Genomic DNA, 18,912 nt, shown 5'->3' on the forward strand with positions numbered 1-18,912 from the left:
AAACTCTCTTGCTCAGCCTTGATATGGCGCTTTTAGAGCGCCGTCCCTAACTTGTTCAAAGATATCAATAACTTCTTGGTTGGCGCCAACCACAGAGGTAACTGCTCCGCCTCCTTTCCAATCACTGGGCTCAGTATCGAGAACATTAAACGCACTTGGAAAACTGGGAACTTTCCAGCTGTCCGGAGGAAGAAGAAGCGTAAACTGCGGATCATCGAGATCTTGGTTTTCGAGGAGTCGGATACCACCAACAAGGTAAAGGCCAGCGCCGGAACCTTCACTAAAATAAGATAGGGTGAAAGCGACTGTAGATTCGCCTCTATTATTATGAAGTACTTCTGCAATATCTATATTCGGAAAATACACAAGATATCGTTGATCACGGATATCGTTAGTACCACTTAGCCATTGCAGGATACTTTTGAGACCTTTCAAACGATTGGGATCATCGTCATAGTGGCAAAATGCTCCTCTTGTTCCGTCTGAACTGACGATAGCTAGAGGATTACGATCCCTCATATTCTTGGCATAAACTCCGGGCTTATTCACGTCATCATCAATTAATCCCCAGCCACCCTGGGGGACATAAGTTAGATCTGGCATGCCATTCTCCTTTTTATTGTTTTGGCAATAGGGAGACGCCTGAAATGAAAGAGTGTGAAATTCATTGCTTTGAGCATTTTGCATCAGCAGACAAGAGCATTTAGTTTTTTAGAAAAGCAGAGCCTCATGCCACGAACCTCGCTCTATTTCGGTGACGACAACCATTTACAATTCCGTGAGGCTGTTGAGCGAGTAGGGAGCAGGAAGACAGCAGAGCGCGTCCATGGGAAGCCTTATAGAGCGGACGCAGATCTTTTAGGTAAATTGTGCCAAATAGTTTTGAATAACTTAGTCCGCACAATCAGAAATGAAAGCCGCAGATTTACATTTGCGCTCAAACTAACGGTCGCTTATGCTTCGAGTCACTATGGATATTGATACTGCCCTTGATGAGACAATGCGAAAAATGGAGCTAGCAAGTTTGCTGGCACCAGCTACTGCTATTGAGCGCAATGTTTTCGAAGCAGATGGTTCAATTGAACGTTTCTTAGTTAAACATGATCGAGACGTTCAAGATCTCAAAACCCAATTTATTGACCTTCAGCAGCGAGTTGAGCGAGATTTTGTTGATACGAAGTTAGCTTTTGAGACCCATCCAGTTGAAACCCACCATTTAGAGGGGCTGGACAATCTCATTCAAGTCATTGCGATGAGAGCGACGGAACTATCTGAAGCAATCGCAAAGAGCAGGGGTGTTCTAAAAAAACAGGTGAAAGAATTTTCCAAGTTCTCCTCTAAAGGAGCAACCCGCATGAACAAGCAGAATTTGCGGATGCTCGAGGTGTTGAAAAAAGAAGTGGCGCTACATACAAAATACACTCTTTTGTATCGTGCTCTACGAGCTGATTATTCCAACAAACAGAACTCGGTGCGCATCAGTTCAACTAGCGCTTTAGATGATTTCTTTGATAATCTAGGGTGAAGATGTCAGTTGAACTTGCTTTAACACCTCTTTTTATTAAGCGCATTAAGAAGCTCCCACCGGATCGCCAGAAGGGAGTGAAGAATAAACTCCGTCTGTTTATGGGAAATCCTCAAACAAACTCCTTACGCTTTCGGGTTTTAGAACCTTTCTCCGACATTTTCATAATTAATGGAAAAGCTGGTGACCGAATTATTCTAAAACGGGTTACCGAAAATGAATATGAAGTCTTGGACGTAGGTGTCCATGACACAGTATATCGACGATGGAACAGACGCAGTCTTGCACCAGCTTAGAGCCACCACTCACAAAACCTGATGAGGCTATATTGAGCTGAACGGCTCTAAGATCAGTATGCTAGGGCAAGGAGTTGCAAGTTCGTGCCGCCCTAGCGATCAAGCTCAGAACATCGTGTGCGTTGTTACTTTACAGTCAGTGCCTTGAAAACATTCCAAAGGATATAGACCGGTGCAACGATAGGCGTCAAAACTAGCATTACGGAATAAAAAATACCTAACCCGACTGGGGTGAGGAAGAATGAAAATCCGGTGGATCCTACAAGCATTGTAGAGATAACTCTCCCGGTCATTATTGCAAGCACGATAATAGGTACGAACATCCACCAGACGTAAGCAACTGGGAGAAGGTGGATGATGTAAGTAGATAGAATTAGCGCAGCAGTTAAACCCGCACGCACCCAATAAATAGAACTCATGATTGTAAATATCCTTTTTGCTATCTGAAGTAGGTACGCTGCATATGTCCTTTTGTAAATCGGTCGAATGCATAGTGTGCAATGCTAAATGCTGTGGGTTGCGAGGGGAGCGTTATCGAGGGATCAAATGGCAGCAGTCGCCTTAAAATTCGTTGACGACAACCACTTGCGCTTCCAGAAAGCTGTTGAGCGGATAGGAAACAGAAAGACAGCAGAGCGCGCCTACAGGAAGGTCATCAACAAGACCGGCACCAAGCTGCGCAAAGGCGTGCTGAAGACGCTTCCTAAGCAAACAGGCTTGCCATCCCGTACAATCAGGAAGGCTCTGGGGAAGCCTAAGAGGGCGAGCGCAAGCTATAAGGGCAACGCTGCCAGCCTGTCTTATGTGCTGACAACCAAGGGTGGTTTAATCAGCCTGAAGCACTTCAAGCCAAGAGAGCTGAAGCGAGGCGGGGTAGTAGCCCGGCCAAGGGGCCAGCGGCTCTATCTAGAGAAAGCCTTCATGAAGGGCGGACGCTTCCCTAACCGTAAAACCTTGAACATGGATGGGGCCGGTGCAGTATTCAGGGCAAACCTCAATGCAAGTAAGCGCTGGTACAGAGGCTTCCATAGCCTCAAGAGTAGCGTTCGCATTCCGGATGAGATGGTAATAGGCCCATCAAAGGCCGAGTACGACAACGCTACCCGCTCCTTTGCACCGGCAATGGAAGCGGAGATTAGGCGTTTGTTAGCGCTAAAGAGTTAAGTGGAGAGCGACCGAACTATTTCTTCTCGCTTAGTTTCAATCTTCAAAGTTAGTTCAGAGTTTAGTAAGTGCTCATACTTAATGACAGTTTGTAAAAACTCATAGAGCTCGGATTGCCTTGCATTATTGTTCGGATCAGAATAGCTCTTCCTCGCTTCTTCAATAGCAACTACACATTGCTCGGTGTTTTCAGGCGTTAGAGAAGTTATGCCGAGATCTACAAGTAAACGACCAGATGAAATATAGAACTTAAGCCGTGCGCGTGAAGCTTCAAGCGTCAATAGGTGATTAAGCTCGTCTTTGGTGCTCAAAGTTTGCTCACTAATGATTGCCAAGCAAGTAACTGCATCGTTGGAAGAAATTAGAGGCTGCCCAAATGTTGCAGACGAACAATTGGATAAGTAGTCATGAATTTCCCTGGCTGAGTATAGTGCTTTGTCTTCGTTTACGAGCATTCCACGCGTCTGAAAGATAAAGTCGCTTTCATGTATGCGGTTGCTCTTCCTTAGTTCTCCAAGGTGCCTGATCAAGATCAATAGAGTAAGACCAGTGAAGAGCGCGCCAAAGGCGCCGAGCCAATCAGTCCAGAACGTATGGGGTGGGTTGGCATTGGCAGGGTTGAATGCATCAAAGGACGCAACAGCGGAAAAGAGCACGTAAGCCCATCCGCTACACAGGGTTAAGATCAGGACGCGAACCACCCAGAGATTGTATTTCTCATTGCTCATGCGACTTCCAATAGTTGGATTCGCGAGGGCAGGCTAGGGGGCGCGAGGTGCGGCAAAAGGCATGCGCGATGCATACCCCCCCGGTTTAGGGACCGTATTTCGCTTTTTTCAGCCCGCTACGGTGGCGGAGCCCACGTTATGGCCCGTTTTAATTTCAAAAACCGCTGTTTTACTTGTCACGTTTTCCCTACGATCGATCCTAAAAAGGTCAATAAAATCAATGTTCCGTAACTTTGACACGGTCGCGAACATGTAAAATCGTCACGTTTTGAGGTTCTCAACTGCATGTCGGGCAAAATTGTAAACCAGTTAGAGCTTGCAGATCTCTTTGGGATCACGCGCCAAACGCTCCGAAACTGGATGGTTAAGGGTTGCCCGGTTCACTCTGACGAAGGCAAAGGAAAGCCCAAACTCTTCAACACAGCAGAAGTTTTTGAATGGCGTGAGAAGTTCATTCGCTCGTCACTGTCAGAAGACAAGATACCAGAGCGTGAGAGAGCGGCGATCCGTAGGGACAACGCCAAAGCTGAAACAGCTGAAATTGAACTTGAGCTACTGCGCAAAAAAGCAATCCCGATAGATATCGTCAAAGAGAAACTGACCAAGGAATACGCTGAAATCCGAGCGAACTTTGTCGCTATGCCTGGCGAAATCTCGGCAGATCTTGAACTTCTTGAGGCTCCAGATATTGAGGAGATCCTCTCTTCAAAAGTGAGTGAAATCCTTGAAGCATTGGCGGACGATAGCTGGTGAGCGAATTGATGACGTCTTCGCAGAATGTCGGCAGCGCGATCTCAAACCACCACCACGACTTAACCTCGTAGAGTGGGCAGATGAGTACCGCTATGTAGCACGCGAGAACACAGCCAATCCGGGGCGCTGGAAGACAAGACGTGTTCCTGTTTCGATTGGTCCCATGATGGCGGTTACAGAGAAGGATACGCAGGTTCTCACCGCCATGGCTTGCACTCAGCTAATGAAGACTGAGTTCCTCCAGAACGTCGCGGGTTACCACATACACCAAGACCCATCGCCCATATTGTTTGTGCAGCCTACGCAAAAGCTTGCTGTTTCCTTTTCAAAGGAACGCTTTCAGAAGACCGTCGATACAACACCGGTTCTGAGGGAGTTGATACCGGACGCCAAGTCGAGAGACTCTGGCACAACACTAGATCACAAAGAGTACCCAGGCGGAGCATTGGATTTCGTGGGCGCTAATTCGCCAAACGATCTGGCATCACGTCCTAAACGCATTACCCTCGCTGATGAGGTTGATCTTTACCCGGCGGACGCAGGTGGCATGGGTGACCCTTTGGCATTGGGTGAGGAGCGATCATCAACCTTTAACAAGCGGCGCTTGAATGTCCGTGTGTGCTCACCTTCAGATGAAGAAACATCGAAAATCTATCATGAGTACATGGCCAGCGATCAGCGGAAGTGCTTTGTTCGTTGCCCTCATTGCGATGAAGAGCAAGTTCTTTATTGGTCCCGCGAAACAGTTCAGTGGGACAAAGACGATAACGGCAACCATCTTTCAAATACCGCCGAGTACTTTTGCTCAAAGTGTGGTGCTGGATGGAGTGAGAAGGAGCGTAAGTTAGCGCTGCTGCGCATTGCAGATGAAGCAGATTATGGCTGGAGGCAGACGAAGCCTTTCACATGTTGCGGAAAGACGCATAACCCGCTCGAATGGGGTGGTGCAGGGCATTGGGACGAAAAGGGGCGCTCTCATTGCCCCGAATGCAAAAAAGTTTCGCACTATGAAGGGCATGCAGGTTTCCATGTATCCAAACTCTATTCAACGAGGCATTCCCTTTTTGATGTCGTGAAGGAGTTCCTCAACTCCTACAAAAAACCTTTAATGCTGCGCAAATGGACCAACACCGCCCTTGCAGAGGTCGTGAAAGGTATCAAGCTGGCATTGAGCGCTGAAGGTCTGGCCGAGCGGGTGGAGAACTACACCCATGAAGCGATACCAGAAGGCGTGCGCCTGCTTGTTGTAGGGGCAGACACGCAGGACGACCGCATTGAAATGACTGTGGTTGGTTATGGCCTTGACGATGAAAACTGGGTCATCCGGCATATAGTGCTGGATGGCGATACAGCAGGCAAGCGGGTCTGGGATGAGTTCGACAGAGAGTTACGTAAGGTCTACCACCGCGAAGATGGGAAGAGGCTCTCAGTCAAGGCGACTTGCATTGACTCCCAAGGTCATAGGGCTGCGATTGTGCAATCGTTCTGCGCGAAACGTAAGCACCGCCGGATCTATGCAATCAAGGGTAAAGGGAACAATGCCGGGCATCGCCAGATCTGGCCCAAAACGCCATCTCGAACCAAGAACTCAGGTGAGCATGTCTACATCGTGGGGGTTGATACGGCAAAGGACTTGATCGCCTTGCAGCTTGGGGTTCTGCTGCCGGAAGATGGTGAGCCAACGCCGAACGCAACTCACTTCCCCTGTGATGACCTGCCAGCTGACTACTTCGCTCAAATGACCGCTGAGCAAGCGATTATCAAAGAGCATGCAGGTAAGCCCGTTAGGTGCTGGGAGCCTAAAGAAGACGGTATCCGCAACGAAGCGTGGGACTGCAAGGTTTATGCAGCCGCCGCGCGTCTATCGCTACCTGATCGTTTGATCAGTAAACCGGGCAGTAAACAGAGCCTACCTAAACCGGCATTGCCGAACGAGCCTAAGGAACCCAAACAGACGAGTAGACCCGAAGCGCCAAACAAGGCCAGTCGTGGGACTACTCGACCGGCACCTAAGGCACCCCGCTCGAAGAACAAGTTTCGGAGAAGATTTCAATGACAGGCAAAGGTTTGACGCGACCTCGTGTCCGCGTGCCTGCCAATACCCGGCAGCTCGCGAAGACCAGCCCGCGCTTGTCGAGCAACCCCCGCTCGACAATGCGTTATCTTGGTGGCGATCCATCTGGCGTGTTGGCAAAGCGCTCCGCCCCGATCCGCTCAGGGTCCGAGGATGTGAGAGCGGCGGCGGCGCGGGCCTCTGCCCTTGCGACGGACTTCATGCACAACAGCGGATGGATCGCCGGTGCAGTTGATCAAGTCATCACTGATACAATCGGGGAAGGGCTCAAGATCAACTATAAGCCAGACCTCTCAAAACTCGGGTATGACAAGAAGGAAGAGAAAGAGTTTGCAGAGCTCGTTGAAAAGGAGTTTCGCGCATATGCAAACAACCCTCTTGAAGTGGATTTAGCGGGCCAGAAGAAGCTTGCTGAGATGGATGATGGTGTCTGCCGGATCTACGCAACTAAAGGAGAGGCGTATGGCGTTTTCAGCTTTATGTCTCCCGCGGAGCGTAAGAAGTATGGCATCAGGACCGGCACTAAAATTTCGCTCGTTTCACCCCATAAACTGAAGTGGGAAACCAGCCAGTTGATTGGTTTGGAAGATGGCATCTTCAAAGATGATAACGGACGACACCTGAAGTACAGGTTCCAGCGCAAAGGCAAAATAGGCGGGTTAATCGATCACGATGTGGACGCCTTTGATGGCCTTGGTTTGCGTCAAGTAGTACAGCTAATGGATCGCTCAGAGAACCCTGACGCCTCTCGCGGTGTCCCTCTGATGACCGCAGTTCTGAACAACATGAGCTTTCAGGAGCAGCTGGGAAACGCGACTCTTGCTACTGCACTCGCGCAGGCGATCATGGCGGCTACAGTCAAAAGTCCCGACGCCTCTGAAGATATCTTTCAAGCATTTCAGGCGCTTGATGGAAGTGACAACGAAGATATCGGCGAAGACCTTGCAAACCTATGGCGGTCACGCCTTGAGGCTCTTCAGGAAGGAACAATCAACCTTTCGGATGGGGTGAGGGTCAACCACCTTGCTCCGGGAGAAGAGTTTGAGCTTCACTCGAGTAAAACGCCAAACCCGCACTATGTTTCCTTCTTCCAAAACCTCTTGAGAGAGGTTGCCCGGCGTATAGGCGCCACCGCATCATCGGTAACGATGGACCACACTGGAGCGACTTACAGCTCAGTCAGAATGGAGTATGCAACCATCTGGCCCATTGTGACTCGACGGCGTGACCGGGTGGTGGCCCCACTTACAAAAGTGACTTTCGCCAACTGGTTGGATGAAGAAGTCGCAGAAGCTCGCATCCCATTCAAAGGCGGATATTCGGCATTCCGAGCCAATCGGGAGCATGTAAGCCAGGTTGATGTTTTAGGACCGGCTCAGCCAACCGCCGACGATGACAAGAAGGAAAGCGCCCGCAAAAAACGGCTTGAAAATGGAGTTTCTTCGGTCCGCCGTGAATGCTCTTTGGATGGGGTTGATTATGACCAAATCCAAAGAGAGATCGATGAAGAGATCGGGGACTTTAAGAAGCAGGGCCGCATGCACCCATCTGAAAAAGTGCAGGGAGGTAGCGGCCAATCCGAAGACGGGCCTAAGAAGCCCAAAGCCAAGCAACCTGGGGATGATGAATGAGCAAGGACTGGTGCGCCGAAGTTGAAAAACTGGAGGCAATCTATGAGGCCGTGCGCAACGGTGAGCAGGTCACTGAAAGTCGCTTTGGTGAGGACTTCGTCAAGTATCGCGATGCCGACCTCAACCGAATTGAACGCGATCTAGACCAAGCTAAGGCACAGTGTGAAATCAAACAGGGCAAGCGAAAACGGAGACGCTTTGCTGCCCGCCTGAGAGCATGAGGAACCATGGGTATTTATCGAGACGGGCAGATCTTCATGTATGGGTTTGTCGGAGACTATTGGTGGGATGAAGGTTTCACCACCATGCAGGTTATCGAAGCTCTTGCAGAGCATGGCCGCGACGATGATGTCACCGTTCGTATGGACTCGGGTGGCGGTTATGCAATGGAAGGCTTGAGCATTTACAACGCATTGAAAGCCCATGGTGGCAAAGTCACTTTGCAGGTTGATGCTATGTCAGGTTCAGCAGCATCCCTCATTGCAATGGCAGCCGATGAGGTCGTTATGAAGCCGGGTGCGCTTATGATGATCCATGACCCATCGGGGTTGGCGCGAGGCACCGCAGAAGACCACGAAAAGAGCGCGAAGTTGCTCAATATGCAAGCAGAAGAGTTCGCAAAAATCTACGCAAACTTCAGTGGTAAGGCTGCTGATGAAGTTCGCGGGCTAATGAAAGCTGAGACATGGATGACAGGCGAGGACGCTGTAGCGCAAGGCTTTGCGACATCACATGAGGCAGGGTCTCAGTCTTTGATGTCCTGCCAACCTTTTAATTTCACCATGTACGAAAAGGCTCCCAAAGAACTGGTGACTATGGCCCGCTCAAACAAGTGGGATCAGGAGCCAGAGCCAACACCTACCAAACCGGAAACGCAAGAGGATGGGCCTACAATGGCAACTGAAGCAGAAATTGCGCAGCGCATTGCTACTGCCAAGGAAGAAGGCAAGAAAGAAGGCGTCACAACCTACATGAAGTTGCAAAAGCAAGTGATGGAACTACCACAGGCGCAGAAGCAGCCAAAACTTGCAGAATCCTTCATGGCCGATGGCATGGACTTCGAACAGATCAAAGCTAAGTTTGATTTGATGGAAGACATTGCGCCAAACTCCAACAACAACCCATCGCAGAACGATTACTCCTCTATGCGACAGACAGGCGCCGGTCTGGACAGCACAGACAAGCCACAACAGCCGACAATGAGTGCTGGTTCTATTTACAAAAAGCGTCGCGAGTTGGTGGCCTCTTAAGCCATCTTCACCCGCAACAAAGCTTAAGCAGGTCGCATACGCGGCCTTTTTTTATGGAGTTTTGCATGTCAACGAAAATGCGCCAGCGTGACTGGTCTTTTCTACTTTCCGAAGCAAGCGGCAATCGCTCTCGCGAGTCCGTGACCATCGCTGCTGGCTCAGGCGTGGTGAAGGCTGCCACTGTGGTCGGGAAGCAAACAGCTTCCAAAAAGTATGTTCCATCTCCGGCAACTGGTGCCGATGGCTCAGAGACGGCAAAAGCGGTTCTTGCCCATGCTGTTGATGCAACGTCGCAGGATGTTGAAGCAGTCGTGTTGCACCGGGATGCAGAAGTCAAAAAGGTCCTTTTGAACTTCGATGCATCCGTTGATGACGACACAAAAGTAGCTGCAAAGCTAGCAGAGCTCGAGGCCTCTGGCCTGATCGCACGCTAAACCGCAATCAGACCAACTTTCCTTCCAATTATGTGAGACTTAAATGCCTGATATCTGGGATGACGACCGCTTTAGCGTTCACAACCTTACGCTTGCCATCAATGAAGAACCTTCGGTTCCTGATCAGATTGGCAAGTCCGGCCTGTTCGAAGAAGATGGGGTGGACACCACCTATATTGACATTGAACGCGAAGTCAACGATTTGCAGCTGGTCGAGCCGACCGCTCGTGGTGGACCAGGGGAAACAACCGGGGACGAAGAGCGCACCCTCGAGTCCTTCAAGATCCCTCATTACGAGCGCAATGATCATATCTCGGCTGACGAAATCCAGAACGTTCGCAGAACCGGGACAAATGATCAGTTGGAACGGCTTCAGGAACGCGTTGTGAAGAAGGGGCGCAAACATACCCGCGACCTTGATAACACGCTGGAACACCAACGTATGGGTGCACTGAACGGCATCGTTCTGACTCGCAATGGCAAAACGCTGGCGAACCTCTATGCCAAGTTTGGCTATGCAATCCCAGCTCCGCTTGACCTCGATCATGAAGACGTAGATCTGAGCCTTGGCTCTTTCTTGATGCATGCGCTGTATGGCATTGAAGATGACCTTGATCGGGCATACGGGCATATGCATGTGTTCTCTGGCCGAAACCTTCATGAATGGATCTGGAACCGTCCTGAAGTTCGCGAGACTTTCCTCAACACCTCTTCTGCAGGGAAGTTGCGGAACGCAGCCCCGGATAAATTTGATTTCGGTGGCTTCAAGTTTGAACGCTACAAACAGGGCCGTAAAGCGAGAGAAGCCGGTGGGGGCACCTATATTGCCCACAATGAGGCTCGCATTGTTCCGTTTGGTGTGCCTGATTTGTTTATCACTCGTTTCGGTCCTGCTGATTACGAAGATACGGTGAACTCCGAAGGCCTGCCGCTTTACCTTCGACAGTTCAAGGATCCAAACGATAAAGGGCGCTCCATTGAGGTTCAGATGAACGCCATGTCTCTCTGTACAAACCCCGGCGTCCTGCGAAAAATTCGCCTTCAGAACTACACTCCGGGCCAGTAAGGGGGCACGATGACCAAAGCTATGTGGATTGCAAACCTTTCTGGGCTCATGATCCCCGGAGAGGTCGTGGGTAAGGACGACGTCGTCACTGTTGAGCCCGGTGAAGCTGTTAAGGTTCCAGCGTCGTATGCAACAAGCCTGATTGATGATGGTCTTGCATATAAAGCTGATGAGCCAGACACCGAGCCGGTAGCTGATGTGGGCGGGGAAGACGCTTATAGCGCCATGACCATGGACGAGCTGCGTGAAGAAGCTGAAAAGCTTGATTACCGTCCGCCTAAAAACATTGGTCTTGAAACTCTGCGTGAGAAAGTTCGCGATCTGGTTCGGGCTCAGTTTGATGACCTCGACACCAAAGCCAAAAAGCTTGGCATTACGCCAGACGAAGACTGGACCGTCGAAGAGTACCAAGCGGCTATTGAAGCCGCCGAAGCACAATAAAACAAAGGCGCGAGGAAACTCGCGCCTTTCTCTTTATGGGGCCAAGCCATGACACCTGAAACGAAGAAACATTTTGAGAAAGTAGTGAAGACCGCAGATGAACGATGGGCGGAAACTATCGAGCTCAAATTTTTGCAGGATGGCAGACAAGACCAATCACGCGGGAACACGACAATCCAAGCGATTTTGAGAGTAGGCAATGTTCGCAACACCAACTTGAGCGGTGGCGATGCTTTGAAATGGCGTGGCCGCGTCAACTCGGCGAAGACTCAATTGCATATCGCAAAGTCGCTTTACACCGGCCCTGAGATCAAAAAGGGCGACACCATCAGGGCAATTACACGCGATGGAAAGCCTTGGTTTGATGTCCTGCACGCAAGTTATCGAGATGAAATGCGCATTGTACTGGAGCTGGGGGAAGCATGAGCATCGTTAGAATTGCCGCACGGCACTGCCTTTGCGAAGCCCTGAAGGGTAAAACAAGCGTGGGCGATAATGTTCAGGATTCGGCTTTTGGTGCACTCAATTTCAATGAGGATGGCCTGCCAGAAACGAGCCAAGAACAACCTTTCTTGACTGTTTATACCGACGAGGCAGACATGCAGGCGAGCGGCAATAGTCTGGAATTGCTCGGCCAAGCTGACACCAAAATCTATTTCGAATGGGGCATTACCTCTTCAATGTCCGTCAAAGATGATGAAACAGGCGAAGCTGTCATCGTACAGGATATTCCGGTTACTGATGCCAACATGGAGTTCAAGCTTGATCTCATTGGTCGCGAGATCCTCAACGCACTATCAGATACCAGAGATCCGTATGTGAAGATGTTCCGAGAACTCTTGATGGGGGTGACCGGCTTCAAAAAAGGCCGCATTGCAAACGAGCAGGATGGATTGCGGCTCGCAGCTCACCAGTTTGAACTCAAGTGCATGCTTTTGGAAGAGCCGAGAACCGGTGCTGAAGTGCTCTCAAACCCATTCGGGGAACTGTTTGAGCTTATGGAGGGCAGTGGTGATCCGAGCATAGCCGCTAAAGCTGACTTGATGCGCGCTGCCTTAGAGCCGGAAGCGCCTCCGCTTGATGTGTTCAGAATGGAGAACGGTATGCATCCTGACCAAATCGAGACGCTCGGATTAGACGAGGCAGTTCAAGATGGATGACCAGTGGGACGTCATCACCGAGCTTCTCACGCAACAGCAAGCCGAGTTGGAAACTTTAAGATCAGTGATAGCGGAGATGATACAGGTCGGGCCGGTTCACGCAGTTGATCCGAAGAAGGGCTACCGTATCAAGCTGGGAGAGGATGAAGAAGGCAACCCTTATCTCTCACCTTGGAAACCGCATCCAGAAACCTCCAAAACCTCCATTCCGCTGAAAGTTGGGCAGATGGTAGGGATGCTCAATCCAAGCGGTGACCCCCGACAAGGTTTAGTACTGCCAGGTGGATATAGCGACGGCCACGAAACACCCAACTCGGACATGCAAGCAAACGTTTTTAAGGATGCTGGTGTCCGCATTCAGATCAAGGACGGCAAGCTCCAGATCTCAGCTGAGAACAGTATTGAAATCACCGTCGGTGGCGTGAAGCATATTATCAGCAGTGATGGTGTTGCTACTCAGGGCGGGAAGGTCACACACGATGACAAGAACGTTGGCTCAACGCACACACACGGCGGTATTTCGCCGGGACCAGCTGACACCAAAGGCCCTAATTAAGGACTCCAGACATGACGAAGCAAAGATACCGCATTCGTGAGGGTGCGGACACGATCGATGGTGAGCGCGTTCCTGAGGACCGCATTGTTGAGATGACCGAGCAGGCCGCTGACTACTACGTGGCAATCGCCGCCGCTAGCCTTGCCAATGAAGACGCCGCTGAAGAGAAGGCACCTCGCAAGCGTCGCAGTAAGGCACCTACCAAGACTGGGGCCTGATATGACGGGATTGAGCAGGCACACTGGGCAACCGATCTCTAATCTGCAATCAGCGCTCCAAGGGGTAGAAGTCATCCTTGGAACCCGGCTCTATTCTCGGGTGATGCGCAGGCAGTTCGGCGCTGGCTTTGTCGAGATCTTGGGTAAGAAGCTTACCCCGAAGCGCTTTGCAGTCTTCATGCAGCTGATAGCTGTAGCCATTGACCGGTGGGAGCCCCGGTTCAAGGTGAGGCGCCTGACACCGCAAGGCACCGTAGAACAAGTTCGCTTAGGGAACGTTGGCCTAACTATTGAGGCGGATTTTCGCCCGAAAGCACACCTTTCACCACCAGATTATACCGTTGAACGCTCTATTTCCTTCGGCCTGTTTTTTCGGGATGGGAAGGTGCAAACACTGGAAAGTTAAGCCACATGGGCCAGACCAAGCTTCCACCACCTGAGTTGATCGAGAATATCGACTATGAGGCCATCCTTGCAGCATCTTTAAACCGCCTGAAATCCAAGTTTGATGCAGCCGGAATCCCATGGACCGTAGAAGGCCTTGAAACAGACCCCGCCAAAATCTTGCAGGAAGAACTGGTTTATCTGGTGGTCTATCTTCTGCAGCTGGGGAATGAGAAGTTTGTTCTCTACTTCGTGGATTACGCTTATGGCGTGGCGCTTGATGTGTTGGCGGTCTTTTATGGCGTTACGCGCATGCAGAGCGAAAAAGATGAGCGGTTTCGCACACGCATCAAGCTTCACATTGTCGGGCGTTCTGGTGGCGGTCCTGAGGAGCGTTACAAAGCGCTTTCCATGGATGCCCATCTTGACGTGAAGGGCGTTGCTATCTGGGACAACGGCATTGATCCCACGCTCTATGTCGGTGTGCTGTCAGCCGTTCCGGGAGGACATGCAAGCGATGAACTTCTTGAAACTGTTCTGGGGCACCTGATCCAGCCAACCAACAAAGTCACCTCTGACCGGTTCATTGTCGTTTCAGCTGTGACCAAGACCATTGATGTGGCCCTTCAGGTTCAACTTGAAGAGCACGCGCGTAATTCTGCCTTGGAAGCGCTGGAGGCAAAACTGCGGGCTGCGTGGGAGGCAGAAGAGCGGCTTGGCCTTGATCTCACAAGAGCCTGGCTGATCAACACGGCCATGGGGGACGGGATTAACAACGTGATCGTAGAAGCGCCTTTCGTTGATGTGGTCGCGGATCCAAATGAAGCCATTGCGCTTGGTTCAATCTCAACCACTTCCATGGGGCGCGGGCGATGACTGAAACTCTTTTGCCGGCCAACGCCACGCCTTGGATGCGGGCGATCTCGCAGACCAATCACGAAGGCCTTGAGGTCGTTCGCCAGCACTACAACAACATGGGCATGAAGTGGCAAAACCCGCAGCCACGCATCATGCCGCACCTGATACAGGAAACCGGCCTTGGTATCCTAAGCCCTTATGTAGACAACATCTACCAGCTCTATGATGAGGGGCTTGAATGGCTGCGCATTCGCGGCTTTGAAGCTGCTGTTTATAAGGGGCTTGGCTTCATCGACTATGGCGGGCTCCTGGAACAAGCGCCAAGCAGGCGGCGTAAATGGCATTGGGATCAGCTGGCACTGGACCGGCTCCCACGCAGTGAAGAAGATCTGCCGCGCATCGCCGGGATTGTTGGTCTGTCAGTTTCCCGGCGCACCAAAGTCATGCGGGCCTTCAATGGCTATGATATCCGCGCAGCTGAGCTGTCTTATTCAAAACTTGGGAATGCTCTTTTGTCTTCGCACTCCGGGGCACGGGTGGGAGAGGTTCCAACCAAATGGAGCGTTGGCACTACCCATGAGTTTCAAAGGGCGCTTACCGCTGCTGAAAAACAAGCAATCGGCGTTTATATCGACACCTCTTCGGGCGGTGTGACTTGGGAAGAACTGGCAGCTCCATGGAGCGAGGTTGAAACCTCGTGGCAGGATTTGGGTATCGGCGCTAAGTTGCGTGTTATGGCCCGCCAAACAGCTCTGCTCGGTGGATACATGGGCTTTTACCGTGCTGATGGTTCCATGATTGGGGCAAGGCGCTGTAAGGCTTTGCATCAAGTTGCCCCCGGCATCACCTACAAGATTGGCTCTGAGCAGATCACTCCCCACGATCAGGGACAGCGCGTTTATGTGGAAGCGCTCACCGGATTTGGGGAAGGGGCAGGCGAGGAATGCACCTCCGTTGCTCTGTTGTTTGGAGCCACGCCAAAGCCTGACCAGCCACAAGGAAAGCGTTGGCTTCTTCCTGACCAGATCGAAACACCGTTTGCAGCTGTTTGCTCGCAGGCGCTTACAACTGATTTGCGGCTCACCAAGCGCACTCGCGTAAAGGTTCTCCTGAGCTTCGCATAAGGACCACTCAAATGGCTTTTGAACATCCACTCGTGCCAGGTGCGCATGATCGCACGCCTGAGCGCCAAAACGATTCCGCAGCTGTCTGGCCTGAGGAAGTCTTTATCACCGGAACCGATCTCAATGATGCGTTCGGTATTGCACGCCGCCAGTCTGAGCGCATTGGCAATACCGTTTCTCGCGATGGTGATCGTAAGTCCGGCGCGGCCATTGAGATTGACCGGGCAGGAAGCAGAATCCTTCTTGGTGGTGGGACTGTCTATGTGGCAGGCGATGTGCGTCCGGTTGGTGCAGCTGTTCTGGAAGGAGTCGATCTGACTACTGACCTGATTGTTGGTGTGCGCGTAAGCTCTACCGTGATCAACTCCGAGGATGACCCAACGCTTGCAGGTTTAAAGCCGGGTACAGAAGCGGAAGGCGAGAAGGGGGCTTCAAGGATCGTGACCCGCCTTGTGTGGGGCTATGCGGGAGATGGCGCGGAAGGTCAGCTTTACCCGGTTTACACGCTGGTAAAAGGCACACCGCTAGACCAGACGCCGCCTGCCGAAATGAGCCAAGTAGCGCAGGTATCTGCAGCGCAGGATTTTGGAGCAAATGGCAACTACATTGATGAGGGGTGCCGCGTAACTGCAATTGAGAAATCTAACGGCAATGTGGTCTTTTCCATTGCTGCGGGCACCGGCAATATCAAAGGCTTCAAACGTTCCCGTGAGCATGCCTTGCGCCTTGAGATCGAAGAGAAGTGGGACACTTTCCAGATTGACGGTGAGCAGCACACTTACACCGTAGCATCCAACAAAAAGCAGAAGTTTCGCCTCCACTATGGGCCGATTGATGAGCTGGTCAACATTCAGCTTGAAAAGGAAGTCACAGAGGACGTCACACGCAGCCAGATTATCAACGGCTCCGATACACTCCAAAATGACAGCCTGAAAGAGATCGTTCAGATCAAACAAGGCAGCAAAACATTCGTGAGGGGTACTGACTACCAGCTGACTGCCGATAAGGTTGATTGGTCATTGGCCGGAGATGAGCCGTCACCCGGTTCCAGTTATCACTGCAAATATCGCTATCGTGACTCTGTTCAGCCTGTGACCGTATCTGCTCATGACATCGAACTAACAGGCGGCCGCTCAGGCGGTGAGGTAGTCGTAATCTACAAGCGCAAGCTGCCGCGTGTAGATCTGGTTTGTCTGGATCAGACCGGAAACGCTGTTTATGTGGAAGGCCAATCTTCTGCACGTGCAGTTGCTCCCAAAACCCCTGACAACCTTTTGAAACTGGCAACCGTCTACAACGACTTTGACGGGCTGCCTTTGGTTAAGAATGATGGCACTCACAACATCACTTATGACAAGCTATGGGAGGTTGTGCAGCTCCTCAATAGTTCTCGCGATCTGATTGCCCTTAACCGCTTGCAACTTGATATTCACGACAAGGAACCAGCAGCAAAGCGCGGGATCTTTGTTGATCCGTTTGCCGATGATCGCTGGCGTGATCTTGGCGCTCAGCAAAACGCAGCAGTCCGCAACGGTATGCTCACGCTGCCCTTGGACGTCACCATCCATGACCTCAACAACACGGGCGTGGAGATGCTTCCATACAAGCTGGAAAATGTGATTGATCAGCCGCTCAGCACCACGTGCAAGCTGATCAACCGTTTTGCTAGTCATGAACCATTCCCGGCCTCAATGAAGCTGGAGCCCTCACAGGACTTCTGGACAGATGTTGATGAGGTTTGGGCGTCTGATGTGACCCATGAGGTGTTCGGGCCTGAGGCCTCTTCTACCTCTGAGCAACAGGTGGTTGGGACTGCTGAAGAGAATGCCAAGTTTTTGCGGGCAATTGATATCACGGTCACGATTGAAGGTTTCGGTGGGGGAGAGATCCTTGACCGTATCTTGTTTGATAATGTGGACATGACGCCAGTGCAAAAACCAGCGGCTGCCGGAGATGGACAGCTAACGCTTACCTTGAGCATTCCAGCCAAAAAGCATGCAGCTGGTGAGAAGCTGGTTGAAGCATTTGGTGTGGGTGGCTCTGAGGCGTTTGCTCGCTTTGTGGGTGAGGGCAAAGTCACCACTCAAACAATGCAGCGGGTAACAACACTTGTTCTCGTTCCTCCGCCACCACCACCGCCTCAGATTATCACGGTGACGCGCATCATTACGCGAAACCGCGATCCAAGAGGGCAAACCTTTAGCTTGCCAGCAGGTAACAGGCATATTGCGCAGGTAAAACTCTGGTTCTGCAAGATAGGTAATCCAAACACACCTGTTGTGGTTGAGTTGCGGGCTACCAATGGAGCGGGTTTTCCTACTGATGAAATTCTTGCTCAAGCTGTCATCGACATGTCCAAGGTAGAGCTGAATAAGTGGACACCATGTCCGTTTCCATCTCTGCCTTATCTGCTTTCTACGCGGGAATATGCGTTCATTGCGATCACTCCCGATAATGAGCATTCGATCTCAGCTGCGGTGCTTGGTGAGTTTGACGAGAAAAACCAGAGCTTCCTCGGTGTGAACCCTTACACCGTTGGCACCGAGATTGAGAGCTCGAACAACTCAACCTATCTTCCGGTGCATGGTTCTGACCTGACGTGCGGCGTAGATGCGGCTGAGTTTACGCAGACCACCAAGCGCGTCGAGTTGGGGAACGTGGATCTGGATCGTTGCTCTGATCTGATGATTGCGGCGGCTGTCGATACTCCTGAAACCGGGTGTTCCATTACATTTGAAATCACTCGTGCAGATGGATCAAAGATCCGGACAGCGGCCTATGCCGGTGTGCAGTTCGATGAATGGGTGAAGGAAACTGTCAGTATTGCAGCAATCCTGAAGGGGACCAGAACCGCAAGCCCTCGTCTCTTCCCCGGTGTTCAGGTACGGGCAGGTAAGCTTGCTGAAACCGCTGACTATATCGGCGTTGCCTTCCAGACCGGCAATGCAAGCCGCTTCCCGGTTCGGGTCAAACGAACTCTACCAAATGGCGCCTCAGCAAAAGTATTCCTGAAGAACAGTTCAGGAGATTTTGTTGAGGCTCCTTACAAGACCGGTGAAGTGTTGGATGCGGCGGGCACAGTGGATGCCACCTATGAACTGGACCAAAACCTTGGCAGCCAGACAGCCGTGAAAATCACCATAACTGGCAATCCGAAGGCAAGGCCGGTTCTGGAAGACCTGCGTGCAGTTGCGACCATCTAGGAGAAGTGATCAATGGAAACAACGCCAAATCTAAACCTGCCACTGCT

Annotated in this window: 21 protein-coding genes; 18 read left to right on the forward strand and 3 right to left on the reverse strand. The window is 51.3% G+C overall.

The genetic code is table 11. The annotated features are described in order from the left end of the window. Window positions 1–12: 12 nt before the first annotated feature. Complete coding sequence (locus PsAD13_RS15740) at window positions 13–603, reverse strand: hypothetical protein (RefSeq protein WP_063318759.1); 591 nt, start codon at window positions 601–603, stop codon at window positions 13–15. Between the two features lie 367 nt (window positions 604–970). Here PsAD13_RS15740 and PsAD13_RS15750 point away from each other — a divergent pair, with 367 nt between their 5' ends. Next, on the forward strand, window positions 971–1,525 hold the full coding sequence (locus tag PsAD13_RS15750) for a hypothetical protein (RefSeq protein WP_063318761.1): 555 nt from the start codon (window positions 971–973) through the stop codon (window positions 1,523–1,525). Window positions 1,526–1,946: 421 nt separating this feature from the next. On the opposite strand, the gene PsAD13_RS15760 is transcribed toward PsAD13_RS15750, so the two are convergent. After that, window positions 1,947–2,240 (reverse strand): hypothetical protein, encoded by a 294-nt coding sequence (locus PsAD13_RS15760; RefSeq protein ID WP_063318763.1) that lies wholly within the window; start codon window positions 2,238–2,240, stop codon window positions 1,947–1,949. A gap of 127 nt (window positions 2,241–2,367) precedes the next feature. On the opposite strand from PsAD13_RS15760, the gene PsAD13_RS15765 reads away from it, so the two are divergent. Beyond that, window positions 2,368–2,985, forward strand: a complete 618-nt coding sequence (locus PsAD13_RS15765; protein WP_063318764.1) for a hypothetical protein — start codon at window positions 2,368–2,370, stop codon at window positions 2,983–2,985. On the opposite strand, the gene PsAD13_RS15770 is transcribed toward PsAD13_RS15765, so the two are convergent. Next, window positions 2,982–3,713, reverse strand: a complete 732-nt coding sequence (locus PsAD13_RS15770; protein ID WP_063318765.1) for a hypothetical protein — start codon at window positions 3,711–3,713, stop codon at window positions 2,982–2,984. The two genes, PsAD13_RS15765 and PsAD13_RS15770, sit on opposite strands and share 4 nt — an antisense overlap. A gap of 285 nt (window positions 3,714–3,998) precedes the next feature. Between PsAD13_RS15770 and PsAD13_RS15775 the strand changes: the two genes are divergently transcribed. The 16 genes from PsAD13_RS15775 to PsAD13_RS15850 all read left to right on the forward strand — a co-directional run bounded on the left by PsAD13_RS15775 (window position 3,999) and on the right by PsAD13_RS15850 (window position 18,865). Continuing rightward, complete coding sequence (locus tag PsAD13_RS15775) at window positions 3,999–4,466, forward strand: terminase small subunit (RefSeq protein WP_063318766.1); 468 nt, start codon at window positions 3,999–4,001, stop codon at window positions 4,464–4,466. Then, window positions 4,438–6,522 (forward strand): terminase gpA endonuclease subunit, encoded by a 2,085-nt coding sequence (locus PsAD13_RS15780; RefSeq protein ID WP_063318767.1) that lies wholly within the window; start codon window positions 4,438–4,440, stop codon window positions 6,520–6,522. Before PsAD13_RS15775 ends, PsAD13_RS15780 begins: the two co-directional genes overlap by 29 nt. Further along, a complete protein-coding gene (locus PsAD13_RS15785) occupies window positions 6,519–8,171 on the forward strand; it encodes a phage portal protein (protein WP_063318768.1) in 1,653 nt (550 codons plus the stop codon). Before PsAD13_RS15780 ends, PsAD13_RS15785 begins: the two co-directional genes overlap by 4 nt. Continuing rightward, window positions 8,168–8,392 carry a hypothetical protein gene (locus PsAD13_RS15790; RefSeq protein ID WP_063307380.1) on the forward strand — a complete coding sequence of 75 codons (225 nt, stop codon included), beginning with the start codon at window positions 8,168–8,170 and terminating at the stop codon, window positions 8,390–8,392. The genes PsAD13_RS15785 and PsAD13_RS15790 overlap by 4 nt, the downstream gene beginning before the upstream one ends. Before the next feature lie 6 nt (window positions 8,393–8,398). Next, entirely contained in the window at window positions 8,399–9,421 is a 1,023-nt protein-coding gene (locus PsAD13_RS15795; protein ID WP_063318769.1) for a head maturation protease, ClpP-related, read from the forward strand. A gap of 65 nt (window positions 9,422–9,486) precedes the next feature. After that, window positions 9,487–9,855, forward strand: a complete 369-nt coding sequence (locus tag PsAD13_RS15800) for a head decoration protein (RefSeq protein WP_063292079.1) — start codon at window positions 9,487–9,489, stop codon at window positions 9,853–9,855. A 43-nt stretch (window positions 9,856–9,898) separates the two neighbouring features. Then, the gene (locus PsAD13_RS15805) at window positions 9,899–10,921 is read left to right on the forward strand and encodes a major capsid protein (RefSeq protein ID WP_063318770.1); all 1,023 of its coding nucleotides are present in this window, start codon (window positions 9,899–9,901) and stop codon (window positions 10,919–10,921) included. A gap of 9 nt (window positions 10,922–10,930) precedes the next feature. Next, window positions 10,931–11,362 (forward strand): hypothetical protein, encoded by a 432-nt coding sequence (locus tag PsAD13_RS15810; RefSeq protein WP_063318771.1) that lies wholly within the window; start codon window positions 10,931–10,933, stop codon window positions 11,360–11,362. 48 nt (window positions 11,363–11,410) lie between these two features. Beyond that, the gene (locus tag PsAD13_RS15815) at window positions 11,411–11,788 is read left to right on the forward strand and encodes a hypothetical protein (RefSeq protein ID WP_063318772.1); all 378 of its coding nucleotides are present in this window, start codon (window positions 11,411–11,413) and stop codon (window positions 11,786–11,788) included. After that, window positions 11,785–12,522, forward strand: coding sequence for a hypothetical protein (locus PsAD13_RS15820; RefSeq protein WP_063318773.1), 738 nt, complete (start codon window positions 11,785–11,787; stop codon window positions 12,520–12,522). The genes PsAD13_RS15815 and PsAD13_RS15820 overlap by 4 nt, the downstream gene beginning before the upstream one ends. Next, window positions 12,515–13,078 carry a phage baseplate assembly protein V gene (locus PsAD13_RS15825; RefSeq protein WP_063318774.1) on the forward strand — a complete coding sequence of 188 codons (564 nt, stop codon included), beginning with the start codon at window positions 12,515–12,517 and terminating at the stop codon, window positions 13,076–13,078. The genes PsAD13_RS15820 and PsAD13_RS15825 overlap by 8 nt, the downstream gene beginning before the upstream one ends. Window positions 13,079–13,089: 11 nt before the next feature. Then, window positions 13,090–13,296, forward strand: a complete 207-nt coding sequence (locus tag PsAD13_RS15830) for a hypothetical protein (RefSeq protein WP_063292085.1) — start codon at window positions 13,090–13,092, stop codon at window positions 13,294–13,296. A gap of 1 nt (window position 13,297) precedes the next feature. Further along, window positions 13,298–13,702, forward strand: coding sequence for a GPW/gp25 family protein (locus PsAD13_RS15835; protein WP_063307386.1), 405 nt, complete (start codon window positions 13,298–13,300; stop codon window positions 13,700–13,702). A 5-nt stretch (window positions 13,703–13,707) separates the two neighbouring features. Continuing rightward, a complete protein-coding gene (locus PsAD13_RS15840) occupies window positions 13,708–14,556 on the forward strand; it encodes a baseplate J/gp47 family protein (RefSeq protein WP_063318775.1) in 849 nt (282 codons plus the stop codon). Then, on the forward strand, window positions 14,553–15,662 hold the full coding sequence (locus PsAD13_RS15845; RefSeq protein ID WP_063318776.1) for a hypothetical protein: 1,110 nt from the start codon (window positions 14,553–14,555) through the stop codon (window positions 15,660–15,662). Before PsAD13_RS15840 ends, PsAD13_RS15845 begins: the two co-directional genes overlap by 4 nt. An 11-nt stretch (window positions 15,663–15,673) precedes the next feature. Next, the gene (locus tag PsAD13_RS15850; protein WP_063318777.1) at window positions 15,674–18,865 is read left to right on the forward strand and encodes a DUF4815 domain-containing protein; all 3,192 of its coding nucleotides are present in this window, start codon (window positions 15,674–15,676) and stop codon (window positions 18,863–18,865) included. Window positions 18,866–18,912: the final 47 nt, after the last annotated feature.

Source organism: Pseudovibrio sp. Ad13 (genome assembly GCF_001623225.1).
Classification (GTDB): Bacteria; Pseudomonadota; Alphaproteobacteria; order Rhizobiales; family Stappiaceae; genus Pseudovibrio.

Excerpts from the sequence above, each read along its gene's own strand:
- PsAD13_RS15740 (WP_063318759.1), bottom strand. The coding sequence starts at position 603 with ATGCCAGATCTAACTTATGTCCCCCAGGGTGGCTGGGGATTAATTGAT.
- PsAD13_RS15750 (WP_063318761.1), top strand. The coding sequence starts at position 971 with ATGGATATTGATACTGCCCTTGATGAGACAATGCGAAAAATGGAGCTA.
- PsAD13_RS15760 (WP_063318763.1), bottom strand. The coding sequence starts at position 2,240 with ATGAGTTCTATTTATTGGGTGCGTGCGGGTTTAACTGCTGCGCTAATT.
- PsAD13_RS15765 (WP_063318764.1), top strand. The coding sequence starts at position 2,368 with ATGGCAGCAGTCGCCTTAAAATTCGTTGACGACAACCACTTGCGCTTC.
- PsAD13_RS15770 (WP_063318765.1), bottom strand. The coding sequence starts at position 3,713 with ATGAGCAATGAGAAATACAATCTCTGGGTGGTTCGCGTCCTGATCTTA.
- PsAD13_RS15775 (WP_063318766.1), top strand. The coding sequence starts at position 3,999 with ATGTCGGGCAAAATTGTAAACCAGTTAGAGCTTGCAGATCTCTTTGGG.
- PsAD13_RS15785 (WP_063318768.1), top strand. The coding sequence starts at position 6,519 with ATGACAGGCAAAGGTTTGACGCGACCTCGTGTCCGCGTGCCTGCCAAT.
- PsAD13_RS15790 (WP_063307380.1), top strand. The coding sequence starts at position 8,168 with ATGAGCAAGGACTGGTGCGCCGAAGTTGAAAAACTGGAGGCAATCTAT.
- PsAD13_RS15795 (WP_063318769.1), top strand. The coding sequence starts at position 8,399 with ATGGGTATTTATCGAGACGGGCAGATCTTCATGTATGGGTTTGTCGGA.
- PsAD13_RS15800 (WP_063292079.1), top strand. The coding sequence starts at position 9,487 with ATGTCAACGAAAATGCGCCAGCGTGACTGGTCTTTTCTACTTTCCGAA.
- PsAD13_RS15805 (WP_063318770.1), top strand. The coding sequence starts at position 9,899 with ATGCCTGATATCTGGGATGACGACCGCTTTAGCGTTCACAACCTTACG.
- PsAD13_RS15810 (WP_063318771.1), top strand. The coding sequence starts at position 10,931 with ATGACCAAAGCTATGTGGATTGCAAACCTTTCTGGGCTCATGATCCCC.
- PsAD13_RS15815 (WP_063318772.1), top strand. The coding sequence starts at position 11,411 with ATGACACCTGAAACGAAGAAACATTTTGAGAAAGTAGTGAAGACCGCA.
- PsAD13_RS15820 (WP_063318773.1), top strand. The coding sequence starts at position 11,785 with ATGAGCATCGTTAGAATTGCCGCACGGCACTGCCTTTGCGAAGCCCTG.
- PsAD13_RS15825 (WP_063318774.1), top strand. The coding sequence starts at position 12,515 with ATGGATGACCAGTGGGACGTCATCACCGAGCTTCTCACGCAACAGCAA.
- PsAD13_RS15830 (WP_063292085.1), top strand. The coding sequence starts at position 13,090 with ATGACGAAGCAAAGATACCGCATTCGTGAGGGTGCGGACACGATCGAT.
- PsAD13_RS15835 (WP_063307386.1), top strand. The coding sequence starts at position 13,298 with ATGACGGGATTGAGCAGGCACACTGGGCAACCGATCTCTAATCTGCAA.
- PsAD13_RS15840 (WP_063318775.1), top strand. The coding sequence starts at position 13,708 with ATGGGCCAGACCAAGCTTCCACCACCTGAGTTGATCGAGAATATCGAC.
- PsAD13_RS15845 (WP_063318776.1), top strand. The coding sequence starts at position 14,553 with ATGACTGAAACTCTTTTGCCGGCCAACGCCACGCCTTGGATGCGGGCG.
- PsAD13_RS15850 (WP_063318777.1), top strand. The coding sequence starts at position 15,674 with ATGGCTTTTGAACATCCACTCGTGCCAGGTGCGCATGATCGCACGCCT.